General features: G+C 62.6%; 18 protein-coding genes. 17 read left to right on the forward strand and 1 reads right to left on the reverse strand.

The window, feature by feature from the left end; genetic code table 11:
- Nucleotides 1-125: 125 nt before the first annotated feature.
- Nucleotides 126-1,055: a LysR family transcriptional regulator gene (locus tag AAHB17_RS23170; RefSeq protein WP_342133429.1), complete on the reverse strand. Its 930-nt coding sequence runs from the start codon at nt 1,053-1,055 to the stop codon at nt 126-128.
- Between the two features lie 90 nt (nt 1,056-1,145).
- Between AAHB17_RS23170 and AAHB17_RS23175 the strand changes: the two genes are divergently transcribed.
- From AAHB17_RS23175 to AAHB17_RS23255, 17 genes are all read left to right on the forward strand, one after another.
- The gene (locus tag AAHB17_RS23175; RefSeq protein ID WP_342133430.1) at nt 1,146-2,390 is read left to right on the forward strand and encodes a CaiB/BaiF CoA transferase family protein; all 1,245 of its coding nucleotides are present in this window, start codon (nt 1,146-1,148) and stop codon (nt 2,388-2,390) included.
- Nucleotides 2,391-2,425: 35 nt separating this feature from the next.
- Entirely contained in the window at nt 2,426-3,874 is a 1,449-nt protein-coding gene (locus AAHB17_RS23180; RefSeq protein ID WP_342133431.1) for an NAD-dependent succinate-semialdehyde dehydrogenase, read from the forward strand.
- Between the two features lie 65 nt (nt 3,875-3,939).
- On the forward strand, nt 3,940-5,184 hold the full coding sequence (locus tag AAHB17_RS23185) for an ABC transporter substrate-binding protein (protein ID WP_342133432.1): 1,245 nt from the start codon (nt 3,940-3,942) through the stop codon (nt 5,182-5,184).
- Between the two features lie 7 nt (nt 5,185-5,191).
- Nucleotides 5,192-5,959, forward strand: a complete 768-nt coding sequence (locus AAHB17_RS23190; RefSeq protein WP_342133446.1) for an ABC transporter ATP-binding protein — start codon at nt 5,192-5,194, stop codon at nt 5,957-5,959.
- Nucleotides 5,946-6,662 (forward strand): ABC transporter ATP-binding protein, encoded by a 717-nt coding sequence (locus tag AAHB17_RS23195; RefSeq protein WP_342133433.1) that lies wholly within the window; start codon nt 5,946-5,948, stop codon nt 6,660-6,662. Before AAHB17_RS23190 ends, AAHB17_RS23195 begins: the two co-directional genes overlap by 14 nt.
- Nucleotides 6,663-6,666: 4 nt before the next feature.
- The gene (locus tag AAHB17_RS23200) at nt 6,667-7,548 is read left to right on the forward strand and encodes a branched-chain amino acid ABC transporter permease (protein WP_342133434.1); all 882 of its coding nucleotides are present in this window, start codon (nt 6,667-6,669) and stop codon (nt 7,546-7,548) included.
- The gene (locus tag AAHB17_RS23205; protein ID WP_342133435.1) at nt 7,545-8,645 is read left to right on the forward strand and encodes a branched-chain amino acid ABC transporter permease; all 1,101 of its coding nucleotides are present in this window, start codon (nt 7,545-7,547) and stop codon (nt 8,643-8,645) included. The genes AAHB17_RS23200 and AAHB17_RS23205 overlap by 4 nt, the downstream gene beginning before the upstream one ends.
- The gene (locus tag AAHB17_RS23210; protein WP_342133436.1) at nt 8,642-9,406 is read left to right on the forward strand and encodes an SDR family NAD(P)-dependent oxidoreductase; all 765 of its coding nucleotides are present in this window, start codon (nt 8,642-8,644) and stop codon (nt 9,404-9,406) included. The genes AAHB17_RS23205 and AAHB17_RS23210 overlap by 4 nt, the downstream gene beginning before the upstream one ends.
- 29 nt (nt 9,407-9,435) lie before the next feature.
- On the forward strand, nt 9,436-10,485 hold the full coding sequence (locus tag AAHB17_RS23215) for an alcohol dehydrogenase (RefSeq protein WP_342133437.1): 1,050 nt from the start codon (nt 9,436-9,438) through the stop codon (nt 10,483-10,485).
- A gap of 20 nt (nt 10,486-10,505) precedes the next feature.
- Nucleotides 10,506-11,465, forward strand: coding sequence for an alpha/beta hydrolase (locus AAHB17_RS23220; RefSeq protein WP_342133438.1), 960 nt, complete (start codon nt 10,506-10,508; stop codon nt 11,463-11,465).
- Nucleotides 11,466-11,476: 11 nt separating this feature from the next.
- Nucleotides 11,477-13,177, forward strand: coding sequence for a flavin-containing monooxygenase (locus tag AAHB17_RS23225; RefSeq protein ID WP_342133439.1), 1,701 nt, complete (start codon nt 11,477-11,479; stop codon nt 13,175-13,177).
- Nucleotides 13,158-13,616 (forward strand): MaoC family dehydratase, encoded by a 459-nt coding sequence (locus tag AAHB17_RS23230; RefSeq protein WP_342133440.1) that lies wholly within the window; start codon nt 13,158-13,160, stop codon nt 13,614-13,616. Before AAHB17_RS23225 ends, AAHB17_RS23230 begins: the two co-directional genes overlap by 20 nt.
- Nucleotides 13,613-14,485 carry an HpcH/HpaI aldolase/citrate lyase family protein gene (locus AAHB17_RS23235; RefSeq protein WP_342133441.1) on the forward strand — a complete coding sequence of 291 codons (873 nt, stop codon included), beginning with the start codon at nt 13,613-13,615 and terminating at the stop codon, nt 14,483-14,485. Before AAHB17_RS23230 ends, AAHB17_RS23235 begins: the two co-directional genes overlap by 4 nt.
- Before the next feature lie 24 nt (nt 14,486-14,509).
- Entirely contained in the window at nt 14,510-15,676 is a 1,167-nt protein-coding gene (locus AAHB17_RS23240; protein WP_342133442.1) for an acyl-CoA dehydrogenase family protein, read from the forward strand.
- Nucleotides 15,677-15,687: 11 nt separating this feature from the next.
- Nucleotides 15,688-16,704 (forward strand): NADP-dependent oxidoreductase, encoded by a 1,017-nt coding sequence (locus AAHB17_RS23245; RefSeq protein ID WP_342133443.1) that lies wholly within the window; start codon nt 15,688-15,690, stop codon nt 16,702-16,704.
- Between the two features lie 25 nt (nt 16,705-16,729).
- A complete protein-coding gene (locus AAHB17_RS23250) occupies nt 16,730-17,662 on the forward strand; it encodes a 3-keto-5-aminohexanoate cleavage protein (protein WP_342133444.1) in 933 nt (310 codons plus the stop codon).
- Between the two features lie 106 nt (nt 17,663-17,768).
- A complete protein-coding gene (locus tag AAHB17_RS23255; protein ID WP_342133445.1) occupies nt 17,769-18,734 on the forward strand; it encodes a Bug family tripartite tricarboxylate transporter substrate binding protein in 966 nt (321 codons plus the stop codon).
- The last annotated feature ends 170 nt before the right edge of the window (nt 18,735-18,904 follow it).

Below are 18,904 nucleotides of genomic sequence, written 5' to 3' on the forward strand. Positions count from 1 at the left end.
CCACCCTGCAATGGGTGCACTGGTTCAACTACATCCGACTGCTTGAGCCCATCGGGTTCATCCCGCGAGAGGAAGCTGAGGCAAACTACTCTTGTCATCTCGCCATCTGCCTTGGGTGATCTGTTTCAAGGAGCCACTGGCGACAAACCAAGGTGCGGGTGCTCAATCAGCATTTCACGCATCTTCAGGGCAGCAGGACTCAGTTCGCGGTTCTTTCGATGAATGAAGTAGATCGGTCGGGTCATCATCTTAGGGCTGATGCGTACAGCGACGGTCGGTAGCAGACTGAAATGCGGTAGCGATGTTTCTGGTGACAGGCAAACACCCAGACCGGCTGCGACGAGGCCAGCCAGAGTTGCAAGATTGTTCACATCGAAACCCGTGTCTTCGATGCCTGCTTCTTGAAACACCTGACGGGCAGGTCTCAAGTTCTTTCCTGCTCGTACCAGCATGTTTCCCGTGCCTTGAAGATGCAAAAACTTTACCCGCTGCAGCATGCGTGGCGTGATCATTGACGCTGCGGCAAGAGGGTGATCAGGCGGGCAAACCACGTACAACGCCTCGTCGAACAGAAGTTCAGCCTCCACTTCATGAGGTGTACCTGGCTGCGAGTTGAGCGCAAAATCGACGACGCCCTGTCGAACCAGTTCAAGGCAGCGTACCGACGAAACGTCGTGCAGCTGAATTTGTACGCGAGGATGAAACGCTCGGTACAGCCCCAACACCTTGGGCAACCACATCACCGCCAACGATGGCACGACGGCCAGCGCCACATAGCCGGTTTGCAAGGTTGCAACGTCGTGCAAATCGGTCAGTACCTGTTCGAGCTCTGAGGTTACACGTCGCGCGGTCTCCGCCAAGCGGCGTCCTTCGGCTGTCAGCGTCACCGAACGGCTATCACGGTTGAACAGCAAAACACCAACGCGGTCCTCCAACTTGGAAATCATCTGGCTCAAGGCAGATTGAGTCATGTGACAAAGCTCTGCGGCGACGGTGAACTGTCCTGTCTCTGCCAGGACCAGAAACGACTTCAACACGTGGTCAGAAATGTGCACGGGTGTTGCTCCTGGTGAGTAAAAAAATTAATGGATTAAGAAAATGATTTAATTTTACAGATGACGAGATGATTTGCAGAATCGGGCGCCATGACTGAAGCCCCTTTCTCAAAAAACACCGTCGCTCTGTTGGATGGTGTGCGTGTGTTGGATTTGTCCCGGGTTCTTGCTGGGCCACTTTGTGCGCAGTACCTCGGCGACATGGGCGCGGATGTGATCAAGGTGGAGACGCCGGGCAGTGGCGATGACACCAGGTCCTGGCCCGAGTTTCGGGTTACTCCTCACGGACAACGTACCTCAGGTCCATTTCTGAGCGCCAACCGGAACAAGCGGAGTCTCGCGCTGGACCTCAAAAGCGAGGAGGGCCGTGGCATCGTTCATCGCCTGGCGTGCGATGCCGATATCGTCATCGAGAGCTTTGCACCCGGTGTCGCGGCAAGACTTCAAGTCGATGCCGACACGCTGCGAGCCTTGAATCCACGGTTGATCCATTGCAGCATTTCTGGCTTCGGCACCGTCGGCCCCATGCGCCACGGCAAAGGCTACGACCTGATCCTACAAGCGTTCAGCGGCATGTTGTCCATCACCGGCGATGACGGCAGTCCCCCGATGCGAAGTCCCTTTTCGCCAGTGGATCAGGGCACGGGCATGCACGCCTTGATCGGCATTCTGGCGGCGCTGAACCGACGGCACGTGACCGGGGAGGGCTGCGCGGTGGAGGCATCTCTGTTCGATACAGCCACGGCATTCCTGGGCTACTTTCTTCAGAACCACTGGGAAAGCGGCCGCGAACCACGAAAGGCCGGTGTGGGCCATGCGTCGCTGTGTCCATATGGCGTTTTTGACACGGCCGATGCCCCATTGATTTTGGGTGTCGCCAACGACACTTTGTGGCGAAAGTTCTGTGCGCTCACTGGGTTGGAAGGCCAGGTTGGTCCTGACAAATTCGCCACCAATGCCGAACGCGTACAACGGCGTGATCAAACCGAAACGCTGGTCACTGAAGCGCTTCGCTCCCGTGGCCGTGACCACTGGATACAGCTGCTTGACGAGGCGGGCATTCCATGTGGTCCGGTGCACACGCTTGGGGAGATGTCGGCTCACCCACACACCGAAGCGTCGGGCATGGTCTTGAACTACGAGCACCAACACTTCGGGACTCTCAAGGGCGTAGCGCAGCCATTGCGTTTTGACGGACAGCGGTGTGTGCAGCGTCGCATGCCGCCTCTGTGCGGTGAACACACCACGGACATCCTGCGGGAGATGGGCTGGACCGATGCCGATATCCAGACATTGATGGCCAAAGGGTTGGCCACCCAGGCCAACACCGCCTGACGACCTGAGCAAAAGAGAACGACAGAGACAGGAATATGAATATCAACACAAACGAAAACTATGTCCCGCCGATGCAGTTCATCGCGGGCCGGTGGCGCACCGGTGGCGACGGCGTGGTCGGCATGGTGGTGAATCCGGCCAACGATGAGGTGCTGGCAGAGATTCCTCGTGCCAGCAAGCAAGACCTGGACGACGCTTTGGCTGCGGCCCAGAACGCCTTTTCTCTCTGGCGGATGAAGTCCGCCCATGAGCGCGCTGCGGTGTTGCGACGCGCTGCGGCGCTACTGCGCGAGCGTGTGTCTTCCATCGCCATGCGCATGACGCTTGAGCAGGGCAAGACCTTGCCGGAGGCCCGGCTGGAGGTGGAACTCAGTGCAGAGACCTTCGACTGGTATGCGGCTGAAGCCTTGCGTGTGCATGGCCGCGTCATGCCCTCCCGCGTGCGGGGCGCACGGCAGATGGTGTTGCCCCAGCCACTCGGGCCGGTCGCGGCATTCACGCCATGGAATTTCCCAGCGCTTCTTCCTGCACGCAAGATCGCGCCCGCCTTGGCGGCCGGCTGCACGATGGTGATGAAGCCGTCCGAAGAAACACCATCCTCGGCGCTTGCACTGGCCGAGGCGTTGGCAGATGCTGGATTGCCCGCGGGTGTCTTGAACATGGTCCTGGGTGTACCGGCGGAGGTGTCCGCGCACCTCATCGCTTCGCCGGCGATCCGCAAGGTCACCTTCACCGGATCAACGGAAGTTGGGCGGACGTTGGCCAGACTGGCCGCAGAAGGCGTCAAGCCCTGCACGTTGGAGTTGGGGGGGCATGCACCTGTGCTCATCTTCGACGATGCCGATCTTGAGCGAACGGTGGCTACCTGTATCACCGGAAAGACGCGCAACGCGGGGCAGGTGTGCACATCACCGACGCGCTTCCTGGTGCAGGCAGGTGTTTACGACCGTTTTGTGGCGGCCTTCTCGCAAGCCATGAATCGCCTGGTCATCGGAGACGGCATGGCCGCTGACAGCCAAATGGGTCCGCTGGCAAATCGGCGCAGGTTGAAGGCTGTCGAGGACATGGTGAACGGCGCCGTGGGGGCCGGAGCAAAAGTCCTTGCGGGTGGCGAGCGTCAGGGCTCAAGCGGCAGTTTCTTCCGACCCACGGTGCTGGTGGGAACGCCGCCAGATGCCACGGTGATGCGCAATGAGCCTTTTGGACCTTTGGCGCTCGTCGACTGTTTCGACAGCCTGGAGGAAGGTTTGGCGCTTGCGAACAACACACCTTATGGGTTGGCCGCCTATGCCTTTACCCGATCGGCCGAAACGGCGGTCGCCGTGAGCGAAGGGTTGGAGGCAGGCGGTATCGGCATCAATTCGTTCGCTGTATCGCATATCGAGGCACCCTTTGGCGGTCTCAAGGACAGCGGCTATGGACATGAAGGCGGCTCGGAAGGGCTGGAGGCTTTCATGCACCAAAAGTACGTTCATCACGCCTGAAAGACCTTGCGTAGGCCATCGCAGGCGGATGGCTGCAGTTTTCATCACTCAAACAGGAGACATACATGTTCAAGATTTCTCGAGACGGCGTCGCGAAAACAACACCTGCTCGGCGTTTGGTTCTGGCGGGCGCCATGCTGTTGGCTGGCTATCTGTTCACTGGAGCTGCCGGAGCCCAAGGATCAGGCCCGTTGAAAATCGGTGTTCTCAACGACATGTCTGGCGTGGTGGTCGACCTGTCCGGTCCTGGATCCGTGGTGGCCGCCAAGCTCGCGATCGAGGACTTCGGGGGCAAGGTGCTGGGCCGGTCTATTGAGCTGGTTGAAGGCGATCACCTGAACAAGCCAGACACCGGCCTGACCATGGCCAGGCAGTGGTACGACAGCGGCGTGCGGGCCGTCTTTGACATCGGCATCACGACGGTCGCACTCGGCATGCAAGATCTCGCTCGCGAAAAGGACCGCATCGTCGTGTACGGCAGCTCTGCCAGCTCCGATCTGACGGGAAAGAACTGCTCACCCAACGGCATCCATTGGACCTACAACACCTATGTCCAATCCCTGGGTGCGATCAAGGGCGCACTCGACGCAGGTGGGAAGTCCTGGTACTTCATCACGGTCGATTACTCCTATGGAAAGAATGTGCAGCGAGATGCGACAGCCATCATCGAGGCAGGCGGTGGCAAGGTGATTGGCTCCACCACGCACCCTTTCACCACCACCGATTTCTCATCACAACTGCTGCAGGCGCAGGCCTCTAAGGCGGACGTGATCGCGCTTGCGACAACGACGGCCCATGCTGCAGCCATGATCAAACAGGCGGATGAGTTCGGCATTCGCGCCAAGGGTCAGAAGCTGGCTGCACTGAGTCTCGTGCTCAATGACGTCAAGGCCATGGGCTTGCGTTCCGCACAGGACCTGTTGACGACAGAGGCGTTCTACTGGGATCAGAACGACGAAACGCGCAAGTTTGCCAATCGCTACAAGCAGCGCTTCAACAAGATGCCCAACATGATCCAGGCCAGCATGTACGGAGCGGTGTCGCACTACCTGAAAGCGGTAGCAGCGGCGGGAACAGACGACACCTCGGCGGTGCTGGCCAAGATGAAAAGCACCCCCATCAATGACTTCATGACGCAGAGCGGAACGATTCGAGAGGATGGCCGTGTCGTGCGCGACTTCTACATTTTCCGAGTGAAAAAGCCTGCGGAATCGAAGAACGAGTGGGATTTGTACACCCAGGTGGCCAAGATACCTGCCGCGCAGGCTTTCCCGCCGGCAGACAAACAAGTTTGCCCACTTGTCAAGTAAACGCTGGCTGCTCATGACCGACGCAATCATTGAGGCGCGCGGACTGTCCCGGCAGTTCGCCGGGTTCCATGCCGTGCGGCAGGTGGACCTGCGCGTGCGGCGCGGCAGCATCCACGCCCTGATCGGCCCCAATGGGGCCGGCAAGACCACCTGCTTCAACTTGCTGACCAAGGCGCTGGAACCCTCTGGCGGGTCCATCCACTTCGATGGCCGCGACATCACCCGGATGGAGCCCGCCCAGGTGGCGTTGCTGGGCATGGTGCGCAGCTTCCAGATCTCGGCCATTTTCCCGACCCTGACCGTGAGGGACAACATCCGGGTCGCCTTGCAGCGGCGCCATGGCATGTCGATGTCGTTCTGGAAATCGGACCGCACCTTGGCCTCTCTGGACCAGCGGGCCATGGGCCTCCTGGCCGATGTCGGCTTGGTGCCCCTGGCGGAGTGTGTGGCGGGTGAACTGCCCTATGGCCGCAAGCGCGCGCTCGAAATCGCGACCACGCTGGCGCTCGACCCCCAGATGTTGCTGCTGGATGAGCCCACAGCAGGCATGGGGGTCGAGGACGTGCGGGCCACCGCGGCGCTGATCCGCCGCGTCGCCGCCGGCCGGACCGTCCTGATGGTCGAACACAACCTGGGGGTGGTCGCCGACCTCGCGGACCACATCACCGTGCTGGCCGAGGGCCAAGTGCTTGCAGAAGGTTCGTATGCCGAGATCTCCAACGATGAGCGGGTCCGTTCTGCCTACATCGGAAAGAAAGCCCATGCCCACGCCTGACACATCGCTTGCCCTGCGCGTGCGCGAGCTGCACGGCCACTACGGTCCATCCCACGTGTTGCATGGCATGGCCTTCGACGTGCCGCGTGGCGAGGTCGTGACGCTGCTGGGCCGCAACGGCGCGGGCAAGACCACCACCCTGCGGGCCATCGTCGGCTTGCTGCAGCAACGCGCCGGCAGCATACGGGTGTTGGGCACCGAGACCATCGCGTGGCAGCCGGAGCGGATCGCCCCGCTGGGCATCGCTTATTGCCCTGAGGAAAGAGGCATCTTTTCTTCCCTGAGCGTGCACGAAAACCTGCTGCTGCCACCGGTGCTCAATCCGGGAGGGCTTGGACTCCAGGAAGTACAGGCTTTGTTTCCCCGGCTCGCGGAGCGCGCGCGCAGCCCCGGCACCAAGCTGTCGGGCGGCGAGCAGCAGATGCTGGCCATCGCGCGCATCCTGCGCACCGGCGCCCGACTGTTGTTGCTGGACGAACCCACTGAAGGGCTGGCGCCAGTGATCGTTGAACACATCGGGAACGTGTTGCGCGAGCTGAAGCAACGCGGCTACACGATCCTCCTGGTCGAACAGAACCTGGAATTCGCCATGTCGGTGGCCGACCGCCACCACGTCGTGGAACACGGCCAGGTCGTCGACTCCTTCACCAACGACATGCTGCTGACCGATCCCGATCAGTTGCAGGTCTACATCGGCGTCTGAAACCATGGACAACCTTTTCGGTATTCCTCTGCCGGCTCTCGCTGGCCAGCTCACACTGGGGCTGATCAACGGGGCGTTCTACGCGATGCTCAGTCTCGGACTGACCGTCATTTTTGGCATGCTGCGCTTGATCAACTTCACGCACGGCGCCCAGTTCACCATCGGCGCGTTCGGTGCGTGGATGGCGATGCAGTACCTGAATATCCCGTACTGGCTTGCCCTGGTGCTGGTGCCGCTGGCGGTCGCGGCCCTGGGCATGCTGGCCGAGCGCACCCTGCTGCGCCGGGTGTACCCCATGGACGAGTTGTTCCAGTTGCTGCTCACCTTCGGCATGGCATTGGTTGTTGAAGGCTTGTTGTCGGTGGTGTACGGCTCCTCGGGTCTGCCGTACGACAACCCCATCCCGGGCGGTATCGACCTGGGCTTCATGTTCCTGCCCTACTACCGTGCCTGGATCGTGACCGCCTCGGTCCTGGCGTGCCTGGGCACCTGGATCGCCATCGAACGCACCCGTCTGGGCGCGTACCTGCGCGCCGCCACCGAGAAGCCCCACCTCGTGCGCACCTTTGGCATCAACGTGCCCCGCATGGTCACGCTCACCTACGGTTTTGGTGTGGCGCTGGCGGCGTTGGCCGGCGTGCTGGCGGCGCCCATGGATCAGGTAAAGCCTGCCATGGGTTCGAGCCTGATCATCACGGTGTTCGCCGTGGTGGTGATCGGCGGCATGGGCTCCATCCCGGGATCGGTGGTCACGGGCTTTGCGCTGGGGCTGCTGGAGGCCTTGGCAAAAGTGTATTACCCGCCCGCGTCGAGTGTCGTGATCTTTCTGATCATGACCGGGGTGATCCTGTTCAAGCCGGTGGGCCTGTTTGGGAGGCCGGCATGAGCCCGTTGTCAGAGACGCTGGTTTCGGCCGCCCCGGTGGTGGATGTCACCCAAGGTCCCGCCCTCGGTGCCCGACCACGCGACACGGCCCTATTTGTCGGCTTGTTGCTGGTGTTGGCACTCGCACCGCTGGCCTTCTATCCCATCTTCCTGACCAAGCTGTTGTGCTTCGGGCTTTTTGCGATGGCGTTCAACCTGCTCGTGGGGCAGGCTGGCCTGCTGTCCTTTGGGCACGCGATGTTCTTTGGCGGGTCGGCCTACGTCACCGCCCACGCGTTGAAGGCCTGGGCCTTGCCCACCGAAGTCGCCATTGTCCTGGGCGTGGGCTTTTCCGCCGTGCTGGGCTTGTTGGTGGGACTGGTGTCCATCCGCCGGCAAGGCATTTACTTTGCCATGATCACGCTGGCGCTGGCGCAGATGTTCTTTTATGTCTGTGTGGGCCTGCCGCAGACCGGCGGCGATGACGGCATCAACGCCGTGCCCCGGCGGGCCCTGTTCTCCGTGATTCCGATCGCCGATGACCGCGTCTTGTATTACGTGGTGCTCGCCTGCTTTCTGGCGTCCTTCTTGCTGGTCTACCGCGTGGTGCACTCGCCCTACGGGCAGGTGCTTCGGGCTATCCGTGACAACGAAGCGCGCGCGGTGTCCTTGGGTTACCAGGTCGGGCGTTACAAGTTGCTGGCGTTCGTCTTGTCCGCCGCGCTGGCCGGCCTGGCCGGATCGCTCAAGGTGCTCGTGTTCCGCCTGGCCACCTTGGTGGATGTCTCGTGGAGCACCTCTGGCGAAGTGATCCTGATGGCCTTGGTGGGGGGCATCGGTACCGTGGTGGGGCCGCTGCTGGGGGCGGCCTTCATGCTGACGCTTCAAAGCGCCTTGCAGGGGCTTGCGCAGTGGATGCCGGTGGCGCAGGGCGTGGTGTTCGTGGTGGCCGTGCTGGTGTTGCCGCGCGGCATGGCCGGCACCTTCGGTGTGTTGCGCCAGCGGTCCCGCGCGAAGGCGCCGGCGGCGGCATCGGCGGGCATGGCTTCCCACACGGGAAGCAAGTACCCCGGCCGTGCGACGAAGGCGCTGATGGATCCATTGGACACCGCGCCATGAACCCGACGCTGGATGAGGGGCTGGCCGACCGCGTGGCGCTTGTCACTGGCGCGGCGTCAGGCATCGGGCTGGCGGTGGCCCGCAGGCTTGCCACGGCCGGCGCCCGTGTGGTCATGGCGGACGTGGCCGAGGCGCGGCTGGACAAGGTGGTCCACCAGCTCCGTCAGGAGGGCGGTCGGGTGCTGGCATGTGCCGCCGATGTTTGCAAGCCCGCGTCCATGGACGGGCTGGTGTCGCGTGCCGTCGAGGCTTTTGGCGGCTTGCATCTCGCGGTGAACAACGCCGGCATCTCCGGCAAGCAGGCGCCCCTGGCCGAGCAGTCGATCGACGACTGGCTGCGTGTCATGGACCACAACCTCCACGGCGTGTTCTATGCGATGCGCAGCCAGATTCCGGCCCTGCTGGCCTCTGGCGGCGGTGCCATCGTCAACGTGGCTTCGGTGTTGGGGCAGGTGGGTTCCGCGCTCTCGCCCGCCTACACGGCCGCCAAACACGCGGTGGTTGGACTGACCCGCAGCGCGGCACTGGCCTACGCGGACCAGGGCTTGCGCATCAACGCGGTCGGCCCGGGCTACATCAGCACGCCCCTGTTGCAAGCGCTCAGCGAATCCGATCGCGCGCGGGTGGCCGCCACAACACCGCTGGGCCGGCTGGGTGACCCCTGCGAAATCGCGGAGTTGGTCGCGTTTTTGCTGTCGCCACGTGCGTCCTTCACGACAGGCGCTTTTTATCTTGCCGATGGTGGTTTCACCACGGCCTGATGCCCCACAAAAAACCGATAGGAGATGACATGAAGTGCGTTCATTTGCCGGGATTTCGATCCCTTTTGGAACTGGTGGACAAACCGACACCCGTACCCACTGGCACCGAGGTGTTGTTGAAGGTGCTGGGCGCGGGCATGTGCCACAGCGACGCCCACATCTGGGAAGGCCAATACGACCTGGGGGGCGGGCGAAGCATTTCCATGGCCGAGCGCATCCGCTTCCCATTGGTGATGGGACACGAAACCAGCGGTGAGGTGGTGGCCCTGGGTCCGCAGGCGAACGGCGCGGCGCTCGGTGCCCGGTACGCCGTGTGCAGCTGGATCGGTTGTGGTGCATGCCATTTCTGCGCCGCGGGCGACGAACACCTGTGCGCCACGCCGCGTTTCCTGGGCGTGAATCGCGACGGTGGTTATGCCGATCACGTGCTGGTGCCCCACCCGCGCTACCTGGTGGACATCGGTGACCTCGACCCCGTGGCGGCGGCGCCGCTGGTCTGCTCGGGCCTGACCACCTACAGCGCCTTGAAGAAGGCCGGCCCGCAACTCCAGCACGAACGCATCGTGATGTTCGGCGCCGGTGGGCTGGGCCTGATGGCGCTCAACCTGTTGCGCATCCTGGGCGCGCCCGGCGCGGTGGTTCTGGAGCCCGACGCGGTCAAACGCGATGCGGCCATGGCGGCCGGTGCCATCGCTGCCATTGATCCACGCGCGGCTGACGTCGCGGAGCAAGTGCGCGCGGCGCTTGGCCAGCCGGTCCGGTTTGTCCTCGATCTGGTCGGCAGCGGGGAAAGCGCCACGCTGGGTTTCGAGCTGCTGGAGCGGGCGGGCAAGATGGTCGTCGTGGGCCTGTTCGGCGGTGCGATGCAGCTGTCGGTGCCGCTGCTGCCCATGCGGGCCGCCACGCTGCAGGGCAGCTACATCGGCAGCCCGGCCGAGCTGCGGGAGCTGGTGGCGCTGGTCCGCGAACGCGGTGGCCTCGCCATGCCCATAGACCGCCGGTCGCTGGCCGACGCGGACACCGCCCTGCAGGACCTGCGCGCTGGCCGCGTGGTCGGCCGCGTGGTGCTGGTGCCTTGAGCGCGCCCAAGGAGACGACGATGGCCTTGCACCCGGTCATTGCAACGATGCTCGACGCCGCGCGCGCCGCGGGTCGCCCCGCGCTCTCCGCCGGCACGCCGCTGCAGGCGCGGGCACAGGTGGCCGCCATGCGGACGGCACTTGGCCCCGGTCCGCAGGAGGTCGCGGCCCAGGCCTTGTCGATCCCCACGCGCGGCGGCGCGATTCCGGCCCGCCTCTACAGGCCACGGTCCAACCCCCAGGGGCTGGTGGTGTACCTGCATGGCGGTGGCTGGGTCTGTGGGCAGCTCGATGATTTCGATGCGCTCGCGCGCCTGCTGGCGCAGCGCAGCGGTTGTGCCTTGCTGCTGGTCGACTACCGGCTGGCGCCCGAGCATCCCTTTCCGGCTGCGTTACACGACGCCGAGGATGCCCTCGCGTGGGCACATGGCGAGGGGCGCTCCCTGCTGGGGCGAGAAGTTCCGCTGCTGGTGGCGGGCGACAGCGCCGGCGCCAATCTCGGCATCGCGGCGGTGTTGGCCGTGCGGCCACGCATTCCGGTGGCCATGCAGGCGTGGTTTTATCCGGTGACCGATTGTGATCTGGACCGCCCCAGCTACCTGGCGTGCAGCGAAGGCATGCCTTTGACCCGCGAAGACATGCGTTGGTTTTTTGAGCACTACGCACCCGCGGCGGCCTGGGCAGACCCACGCATCGCCGTCTTGCGTTCTTCGGAACTGGCTCACTCGCCCCGAACCTGGCTGGCCACCGCCGAACACGACGTGCTGCGCGACGAGGGCGAAGCGTATGCACACCGCCTGAAAGCCGTGGGCGTCGAGGTCGAGTGGTGCCGCGTTGGCGGTTTGCCCCATGGTTTTGCACGGCTCTTCAACCTCGTGGAAACGGCCCGCGAGGCTGTCGAGCAGGCAGCGGACGCGATGGCCGCCGCGTGTGATGTCCCGGGACCGTCCTCCACCCCAGCCACGTCCATCTTTTCATGAAGGCCCCATCCATGTCAGACCATGCTTCCCCTGTTCCTCGGCGCCCTGACGGCGTCGATTGTGATGTTGTTGTCATCGGTGCCGGTTTTGCCGGTCTCTATCTCCTGCATCGGTTGCGCCGGCTTGGTTTTCGCGTCAAGGTGTTCGAAGCCGGCGAGGACGTCGGTGGCACGTGGTACTGGAACCGCTACCCTGGCGCCCGCTGCGATGTGGAAAGCCTGGAGTATTCCTACTCGTTCTCCGAGGAGCTTCAGCAGGAATGGCGCTGGAGCGAGCGCTACGCCGGCCAGCCCGAAATCCTGCGCTACATCCACCACGTGGCCGACCGCTTCGACTTGCGCCGTGACATCGCGCTCAACACCCGTGTCGAACGGGCCCGTTTTGACCCGGAAGCCCACCGCTGGACCGTGCACACCGCGCCAGGCGAGTCGGTGTCGGCGCGCTTTTGCATCATGGCCTCGGGCAACCTGTCGGCCGCGCGCTTGCCGGATGTTCCTGGGATACGGGACTTTCGCGGGCGCTGGTTCCACACCAGCGCCTGGCCGAAGGAGTCGGTCGATTTCACGGGATTGCGCGTGGGCGTGGTGGGCACCGGTTCCACCGGGATCCAGGTCATTCCCAAGATCGCCGAGCAGGCCAAACACCTTTATGTCTTCCAGCGCACGGCCAACTACAGCATTCCCTTGCGCAACGGCCCGCAGGACCCCGCTATCGAGCGGGATGTGAAGTCCCGCTACGCGCAGGTGCGCAAGCAGGCGCGCGAATGCCCCTCTGGTGTCGCCGGTTTCAACGTGCCCACGCAGTCGGCCCTGGCCGTCACGCCGGAAGAGCGCGAGCTTGCCTACCAGCAACGTTGGGAATGGGGTGGCATAGGCCTGACACGTGCCTTCAACGACGTGATCGTCAACGCCGAGGCCAACCGGACGGCGGCGGCGTTTGTTGTTCGCAAGATGCGCGAGGTGATCAAGGACCCGACGGTCGCGGACATGTTGACGCCGACCTACCCGATCGGAACCAAGCGCCTGTGTGCCGATACGGGCTACTACCCAACCTTCAACCGCGACAACGTCACGCTGGTCGACATCCGCCGCAACCCGATCGAGGCCATCGGTGATGAGACCGTGCGCACCGCACACGCCAGCTACGAAGTCGACGCGCTGGTGTTCGCCACGGGCTTCGATGCCATGACCGGCGCGCTGCTGGCGGTGGACATTGGCGTGAACGGTGGCCCGACGCTGCGGGAGCTGTGGGCGGACGGGCCGAGTGCCTACCTCGGTCTCATGGTGGCGGGTTTGCCCAATTTGTTCATGGTGACCGGCCCTGGCAGCCCGTCGGTGCTCAGCAACGTGGTGGTTTCTATCGAGCAGCACGTGGACTTCATCAGCGATTGCCTGGCCTCCATGGCGGACAAGGGGCAGTCGCGGATTGAGGCAGACGCGCAAGCCCAGCAGGCCTGGTCCCGCCATGTCAGCGAGGTGGCCAACCAGTCGCTGCTGGCGACGGCGGCTTCCTGGTACACGGGCGCCAACATCCCCGGGAAGCCGCGTGTCTTCATGCCCTACATGGGCGGTGTGGGGGTGTTCCGCGCCCTCTGTGACGAGGTGGCCCGCGACGGCTACCGAGGTTTTTCTTTCTCAAGCGCGGACGGTGCCCGTTCCGCGGATTTCAATTCGTCTGCGAAGGAGCATTGCGATGGCCGGGCTGTGGTTTGAGGAATTTTCGGTGGATCAGGTGTTCGAGCACGAAATTCGGCGCACCGTGACAGAGGCGGACAACGTCTGGTTCAGCAGCGCCACCTACAACCCCGCCGCCATCCACATCGATGCAGAATACTGCAAGGGCACCGAGTTCGGCAAACCGCTGATGAACAGCGTCTTTTCCCTGGGCCTGGTGATCGGCCTGTCGGTCCAGGACACCACGTTGGGAACAACGGTTGCCAATCTGGGCATGACGGATGTGCGCTTTTCGAATCCGGTGTTTGCGGGTGACACCCTGCGCTCCCGCACCACGGTGCTGGAGGTGCGCGCGAGCAAGTCGCGGCCCAATGCGGGTATCGTGACTTTCCTCCACCAAGGTCTCAACCAAGCGGGCCAAGAGGTGGTGACCTGCAAGCGGCAGGCCCTCATGTTGCGGAAGTCGGAGGTCGCATGAGGCCTTTGCGTTCGATGCTCTTTGTGCCTGCCGACAGCGACCGCAAGCTCGACAAGGCGCACGGCAGCCGTGCAGATGCCCTGATTCTTGATCTGGAGGACGCAGTGGCGCCGTCCAGGAAGGCCGTGGCCCGAACGGCGGCGGCGGCGTATCTGCAGGCGCACGCCACGTCATCAGGCCCTTTGATGTATGTCCGCATCAATCCGCTGGATTCCGGGCTGGCGCTTCTGGATCTCGCGGAGGTGGTGGTCGGGGGCCTTGCCGGCATCATGCTGCCGAAAACCAGCAGCGCGGCGGACGTGCTTCGCCTCGGCCATTGCCTGGACGCGCTGGAAGCCCGGGCCGGCATTGCGGCCGGCCATGTGCGGGTGGTGCCGGTGGCCACGGAGACCGCTGCCGCCATGCTGAGCATGGGCAGTTTCATTGGCGGGACACCTCGGCTTGCGGGCATCACGTGGGGTGCCGAAGACCTGTCGACCGCCATCGGCGCCATCTCCAACCGCGACGCGGATGGCAAGTTGTCGCCTTTGTACGAACTGGCAGCTTCCATGTGTCTGTGTGCAGCGGCCGCAGCTAGCGTCCCCGCGATCGACACGCTCTACGCCAACTTCCGTGACTCCGAGGGCCTGGCCACGTCTTGCGCCCAATCGCGTCGCCGCGGCTTTCGTGGACGTATTGCCATCCACCCCGATCAGGTCGACACGATCAACGAGGCGTTCACGCCGAATGAGCAGGAACTCGAACACGCGCGGCGCGTGGTGGCCGCTTTCGCGAATCAGCCAGACGCCGGCACCGTGGGCATCGACGGCCTGATGTACGACATTCCGCATCTCAAGCAGGCCCGCCAGACGCTGGGTCTTGCAGATTGAAACCATTCCACACCAGGACTTCCCATGGATTTTTCTATCAATGACGACCAACGCGCCATCCGTGAGGGGGTGGCAGCGGTGGTCAAACGCTTCGATGACGAATATTGGTTGGCGCGTGACGAGGACGGTGAATTCCCCAGAGCGTTTCACCGCGCCATGGCGGAGGCCGGCTGGCTTGGCATCACCATGCCGACAGAGTATGGCGGTGCTGGGCTTGGCGTTACGGAGGCCGCGATCATGATGAACGAGGTGGCCAGCCACGGCGGTGGCATGGCCGCAACCTCCGCTGTGCACATCAATCTGTTTGGGCCACATCCCATTGTGGTGTTCGGCACGCCGGAACAGAAGCAACGGTGGATTCCTCGCCTGATCTCTGGCGAAGATCAATGCTGCTTTGGCTTCACCGAACCAGACGCAGGACTCAACACGACTGCCATCAAGACCTTCGCGCAGAAGGTGCCAGGTGGCTACCTCGTGGATGGGCAAAAGGTGTGGACATCGACTGCGCAGGTCGCCAACAAAATCATGTTGCTCACGCGCACGACCAAGCTGGAAGACTGCGCACGGCCCACCGACGGCATCACCATTTTCTACACCGACCTGGATCGAACGAAGATCGACGTGCACCGCATCGCCAAGATGGGACGCAAGGCGGTTGATTCAAATGCGATTTTCATTGATGGCCTGTTCATCCCGGATAGCGATCGCATCGGCGAAGAAGGCAAGGGCTTCAGCTACATACTGCACAGCCTCAATCCGGAGCGCATATTGATCGCCGCAGAGGCCACGGGCATAGGCCACGACGCTTTGCGCAGGGCGGCAAAGTATGCCCGTGAGCGTGTGGTTTTCGGGCGGCCCATCGGTCAGAACCAGGGCATCCAGCATCCACTGGCCGAACGCTGGATGGCGTTGGAAGCGGCCTGGACCATGACGATGAAGGCAGCCTGGCTGTACGACAGCGAGCTGCCCTGCGGCGCGGAGGCCAATACGGCCAAGTTCCTGGGTGCCCGTGCTGGTCATGCTGCGGCCGAGCAGGCGGTGTTCACCCACGGCGGCTTTGGCTATGCGAAGGAATACCACGTGGAGCGTCTGTACCGGGAGGTCACCATCACCCGCATCGCGCCCATCACCGAGCAGCTGATCCTGTCGTTCATCGCCGAGAAGGTGTTGGATCAGCCCAAATCCTACTGAGCGCCCACCCCATGACCACGTGTCTCCATCGCCAGGTTTTCCTGGCCTCCCGTCCGGTTGGAATCCCCCAGGCGTCCGACTTCGCGATCCGGTCCGTGGCCATTCCCGAGGTCGGGGATGGGCAGGTTCGGGTGCGCAATGTCTACCTCTCGGTGGAGCCGGCGATGCGCGGCTGGGTCAATGCCGTTGGCAATTACAGCGATCCAGTGCCGATCGGCGACGTGATGCGCTCCTTCGCGGCCGGCGTGGTGGAGGAATCGCGCGCGCCCGACGTGCCCGTGGGCACCTGGGTATCGGGCCTTTTCGGTTGGCAAGAGCAGGCGGTGATCGATGCCACGCAGATCGACCGCACCGTCACGGAACGAGATTTGCCGTTGTCCACGGCGCTGGGCGTGCTGGGCATCAATGGGGTCACGGCGCATTACGGCTTGCTCAAGCTGGGCGAGCCCAAGGCGGGCCAGACCGTGGTGGTCTCGACCGCGGCGGGTTCGGTGGGTTCGTGTGTTGGACAGATTGCCAAGCTCAAGGGCTGCCGCACGGTGGGCATTGCCGGCGGTGAGGTCAAACGCCAGATGTGTCTCGATGCCTTCGGTTTTGATGCCGCTGTCGACTACAAGGCCCCCAATTTCCTCGATCAACTCGCGCAAGCCTGTTCCGGGGGCGTAGACGTTTACTACGACAACACCGCTGGCGCCATCAGCGACGCTGTGTGGGCGCACCTGAATGTGGGCGCCCGTGTGGTCGTCTGCGGCACCGCCTCGGTAGCGAACTGGGACCCACCGCCCACGGGCCCACGGGTCGAGCGACAGCTGTTGGTGAAGCGAGCGCGGGTGCAGGGTTTTGTCATTTTCGACCACATCGATCATGAGCCTGCAGCGCGGCGGGACCTCGCGCAATGGTTGCGGGCTGGTCATCTGCGCTACCTGGAAGACGTGCTTGTAGGTATTGAGCAGGCGCCAGATGCCATTGCTGGACTCTACAGAGGGGAGAACCTGGGCAAGCGCTTGATCCGCATTTCGGATCTGTGACTGTTTCCATAGGAGTTTTTGGATCATGTACCGTCAAAAAAAAATCATCATCAGCTGCGCCGTCACGGGGGCCATCCACACCCCGTCTATGTCACCACATCTGCCCGTGACCGCGGACGAAATCGCGGAGGCATCCATTGCCGCAGCACAAGCGGGCGCCGCGATCATCCACCTGCATGCGCGAGACCCCGTGACCGGAAAACCTGACCAGCGACCCGAAGCTTTCTTGCCGTTCTTGCACAAGATCCGGCACGACTGCGACGCTGTTGTGAATCTCACCACGGGTGGTTCGCCCTACATGAGCGTCCAGGAGCGCATGCTGCCGGCCAAGGTGCTGAAGCCAGAGATCGCGTCCATGAACATGGGCACCATGAACTTCGGCCTCTTTCCCATGTTGCAGCGATTCACGGAGTTCAAGCACGAGTGGGAACGCCCCTATCTCGAAGGCAGCAAAGACCTGATCTTTCGGAACACCTATGGAGACCTTGAAACCGTTTTCAATGAACTGGGGCCTAACCAGACACGGTATGAGTTCGAGTGCTACGACACGGCGCATTTGTACAACCTTGCACATTTCGCTGAACGTGGGCTCGTCAAACCGCCGTACTTCATTCAGACCGTCTTTGGCATCCTGGGTGGCATTGGAAGCCACCCAGATGACGTCATGCACATGAAACGCGCGGCGGACCGCTTGTTTGGTGACGACTACAGGTGGTCCGTGTTGGGTGCTGGGCGATCACAGATGTCGGTCGCTGCCATGGCCGCATCCATGGGCGGTAATGTACGGGTTGGACTTGAGGACAGTCTGTGGATCGGTCCAGGTAAGCTGGCCCGTTCAAATGCCGAACAAGTTCGTCAAGTGCGCACCATCCTGGAGGGTCTTGGTTTGGAGATCGCGACGCCCGCGGAGGCACGGGACATTCTCCAGCTGAAGGGGGCAGACCAGGTGGCGTTTTGATGGACCAAGAATTTTCGAACCAGCATCGGCCACCTCACGAACTACGTTCGCACTGTCTTCTTGAAGTCGGCCACGTAAATATCAATACAACTATTTGAGGAGACACATGAACTCGCTGCATAAATTGTTGGTTGCTGCGCTGTCTTTCGCGGCATTTTCGGCATCACAAGCACAAACCTGGCCCGCGAAACCAATCCGCTTGATTGTTCCGTATGCCGTCGGTCAAGGGACGGATATTGCCGCGCGGTACGTCGCTGATGAAGTTGCAAAGGAATTGAAGCAGCCAATTGTGGTTGACAACCGGCCTGGAGCAGGTGGCAACATCGGTACGCAAGCTGCGGCACGTTCTGCGCCTGATGGTTACACGATCACCATCGGAACGAATGCCACACATGCGGCCAACAGCTTCTTGTTCGCAAACCCTGGTTTCGATCCTCAGGCAGATTTCGAGCCCATCGCCATGGTGGGGATCCTGCCGTTGGTGTATGTGACTCATCCGGGGAACTCGATCAACACCATGCAGGATCTGGTCCGTGCCGCGCGCGCCAAACCGGATGGCCTCAATGTCGCGATTTCCACCACCACATGCCGGATGGCCCACGAGCTGTTCAAGTCGCGCAGCGAAGCGCCCATGTTTCCCATTGATTTCAAGGGCAGTGCACAGGCGCTGACGGCTGTCATGGGCAGCCAGGTCGAGTACATGGTTGACACCATCACGTCGCTTCGGGGTGCCATCGTGAATCAGCAGGTGAAGCCGCTGGGGGTCACGTCCATGCGTTCCAGCAAATTGCTTCCAGGCGTGAAGTCCTTGGCGGAGCAGGGCATCGACGGCTACGAATTGGTGGGATGGACCGTGTTTTACGCGCCCAAAGGCACACCGGCCGAAGCCATCAAGGTGTTGTCCGAGGCCATGAGCAAGACCTTGACCCGCGCGGATGTGCAGGAGAAGCTGTTGCAGATGGGCATCGAGCCGGAGTGGAGGTCGCGCGAAGATCTCAAGGCCTTTGCTGCAACCGAGAAAGAAAAGTGGGGAAGGCTGATTCGCATGGCTGGTCTGAAGCCGGCCAGCTGATTTTTGTTTCGCATTCTGTTCCAAGCTGTATGACCGACCTGTCCGCCGAATTCAAAGCCCTGGCCAACTACCGCCCGACCCACAAGGTGCGTTTTGTCACCGCCGCCAGCCTGTTCGACGGCCACGACGCGGCCATCAACATCATGCGGCGCATCCTGCAGAGCATGGGG

The organism is Hydrogenophaga sp. OTU3427 (genome assembly GCF_038440225.1).
Taxonomy (GTDB): Bacteria; Pseudomonadota; Gammaproteobacteria; order Burkholderiales; family Burkholderiaceae_C; genus Hydrogenophaga.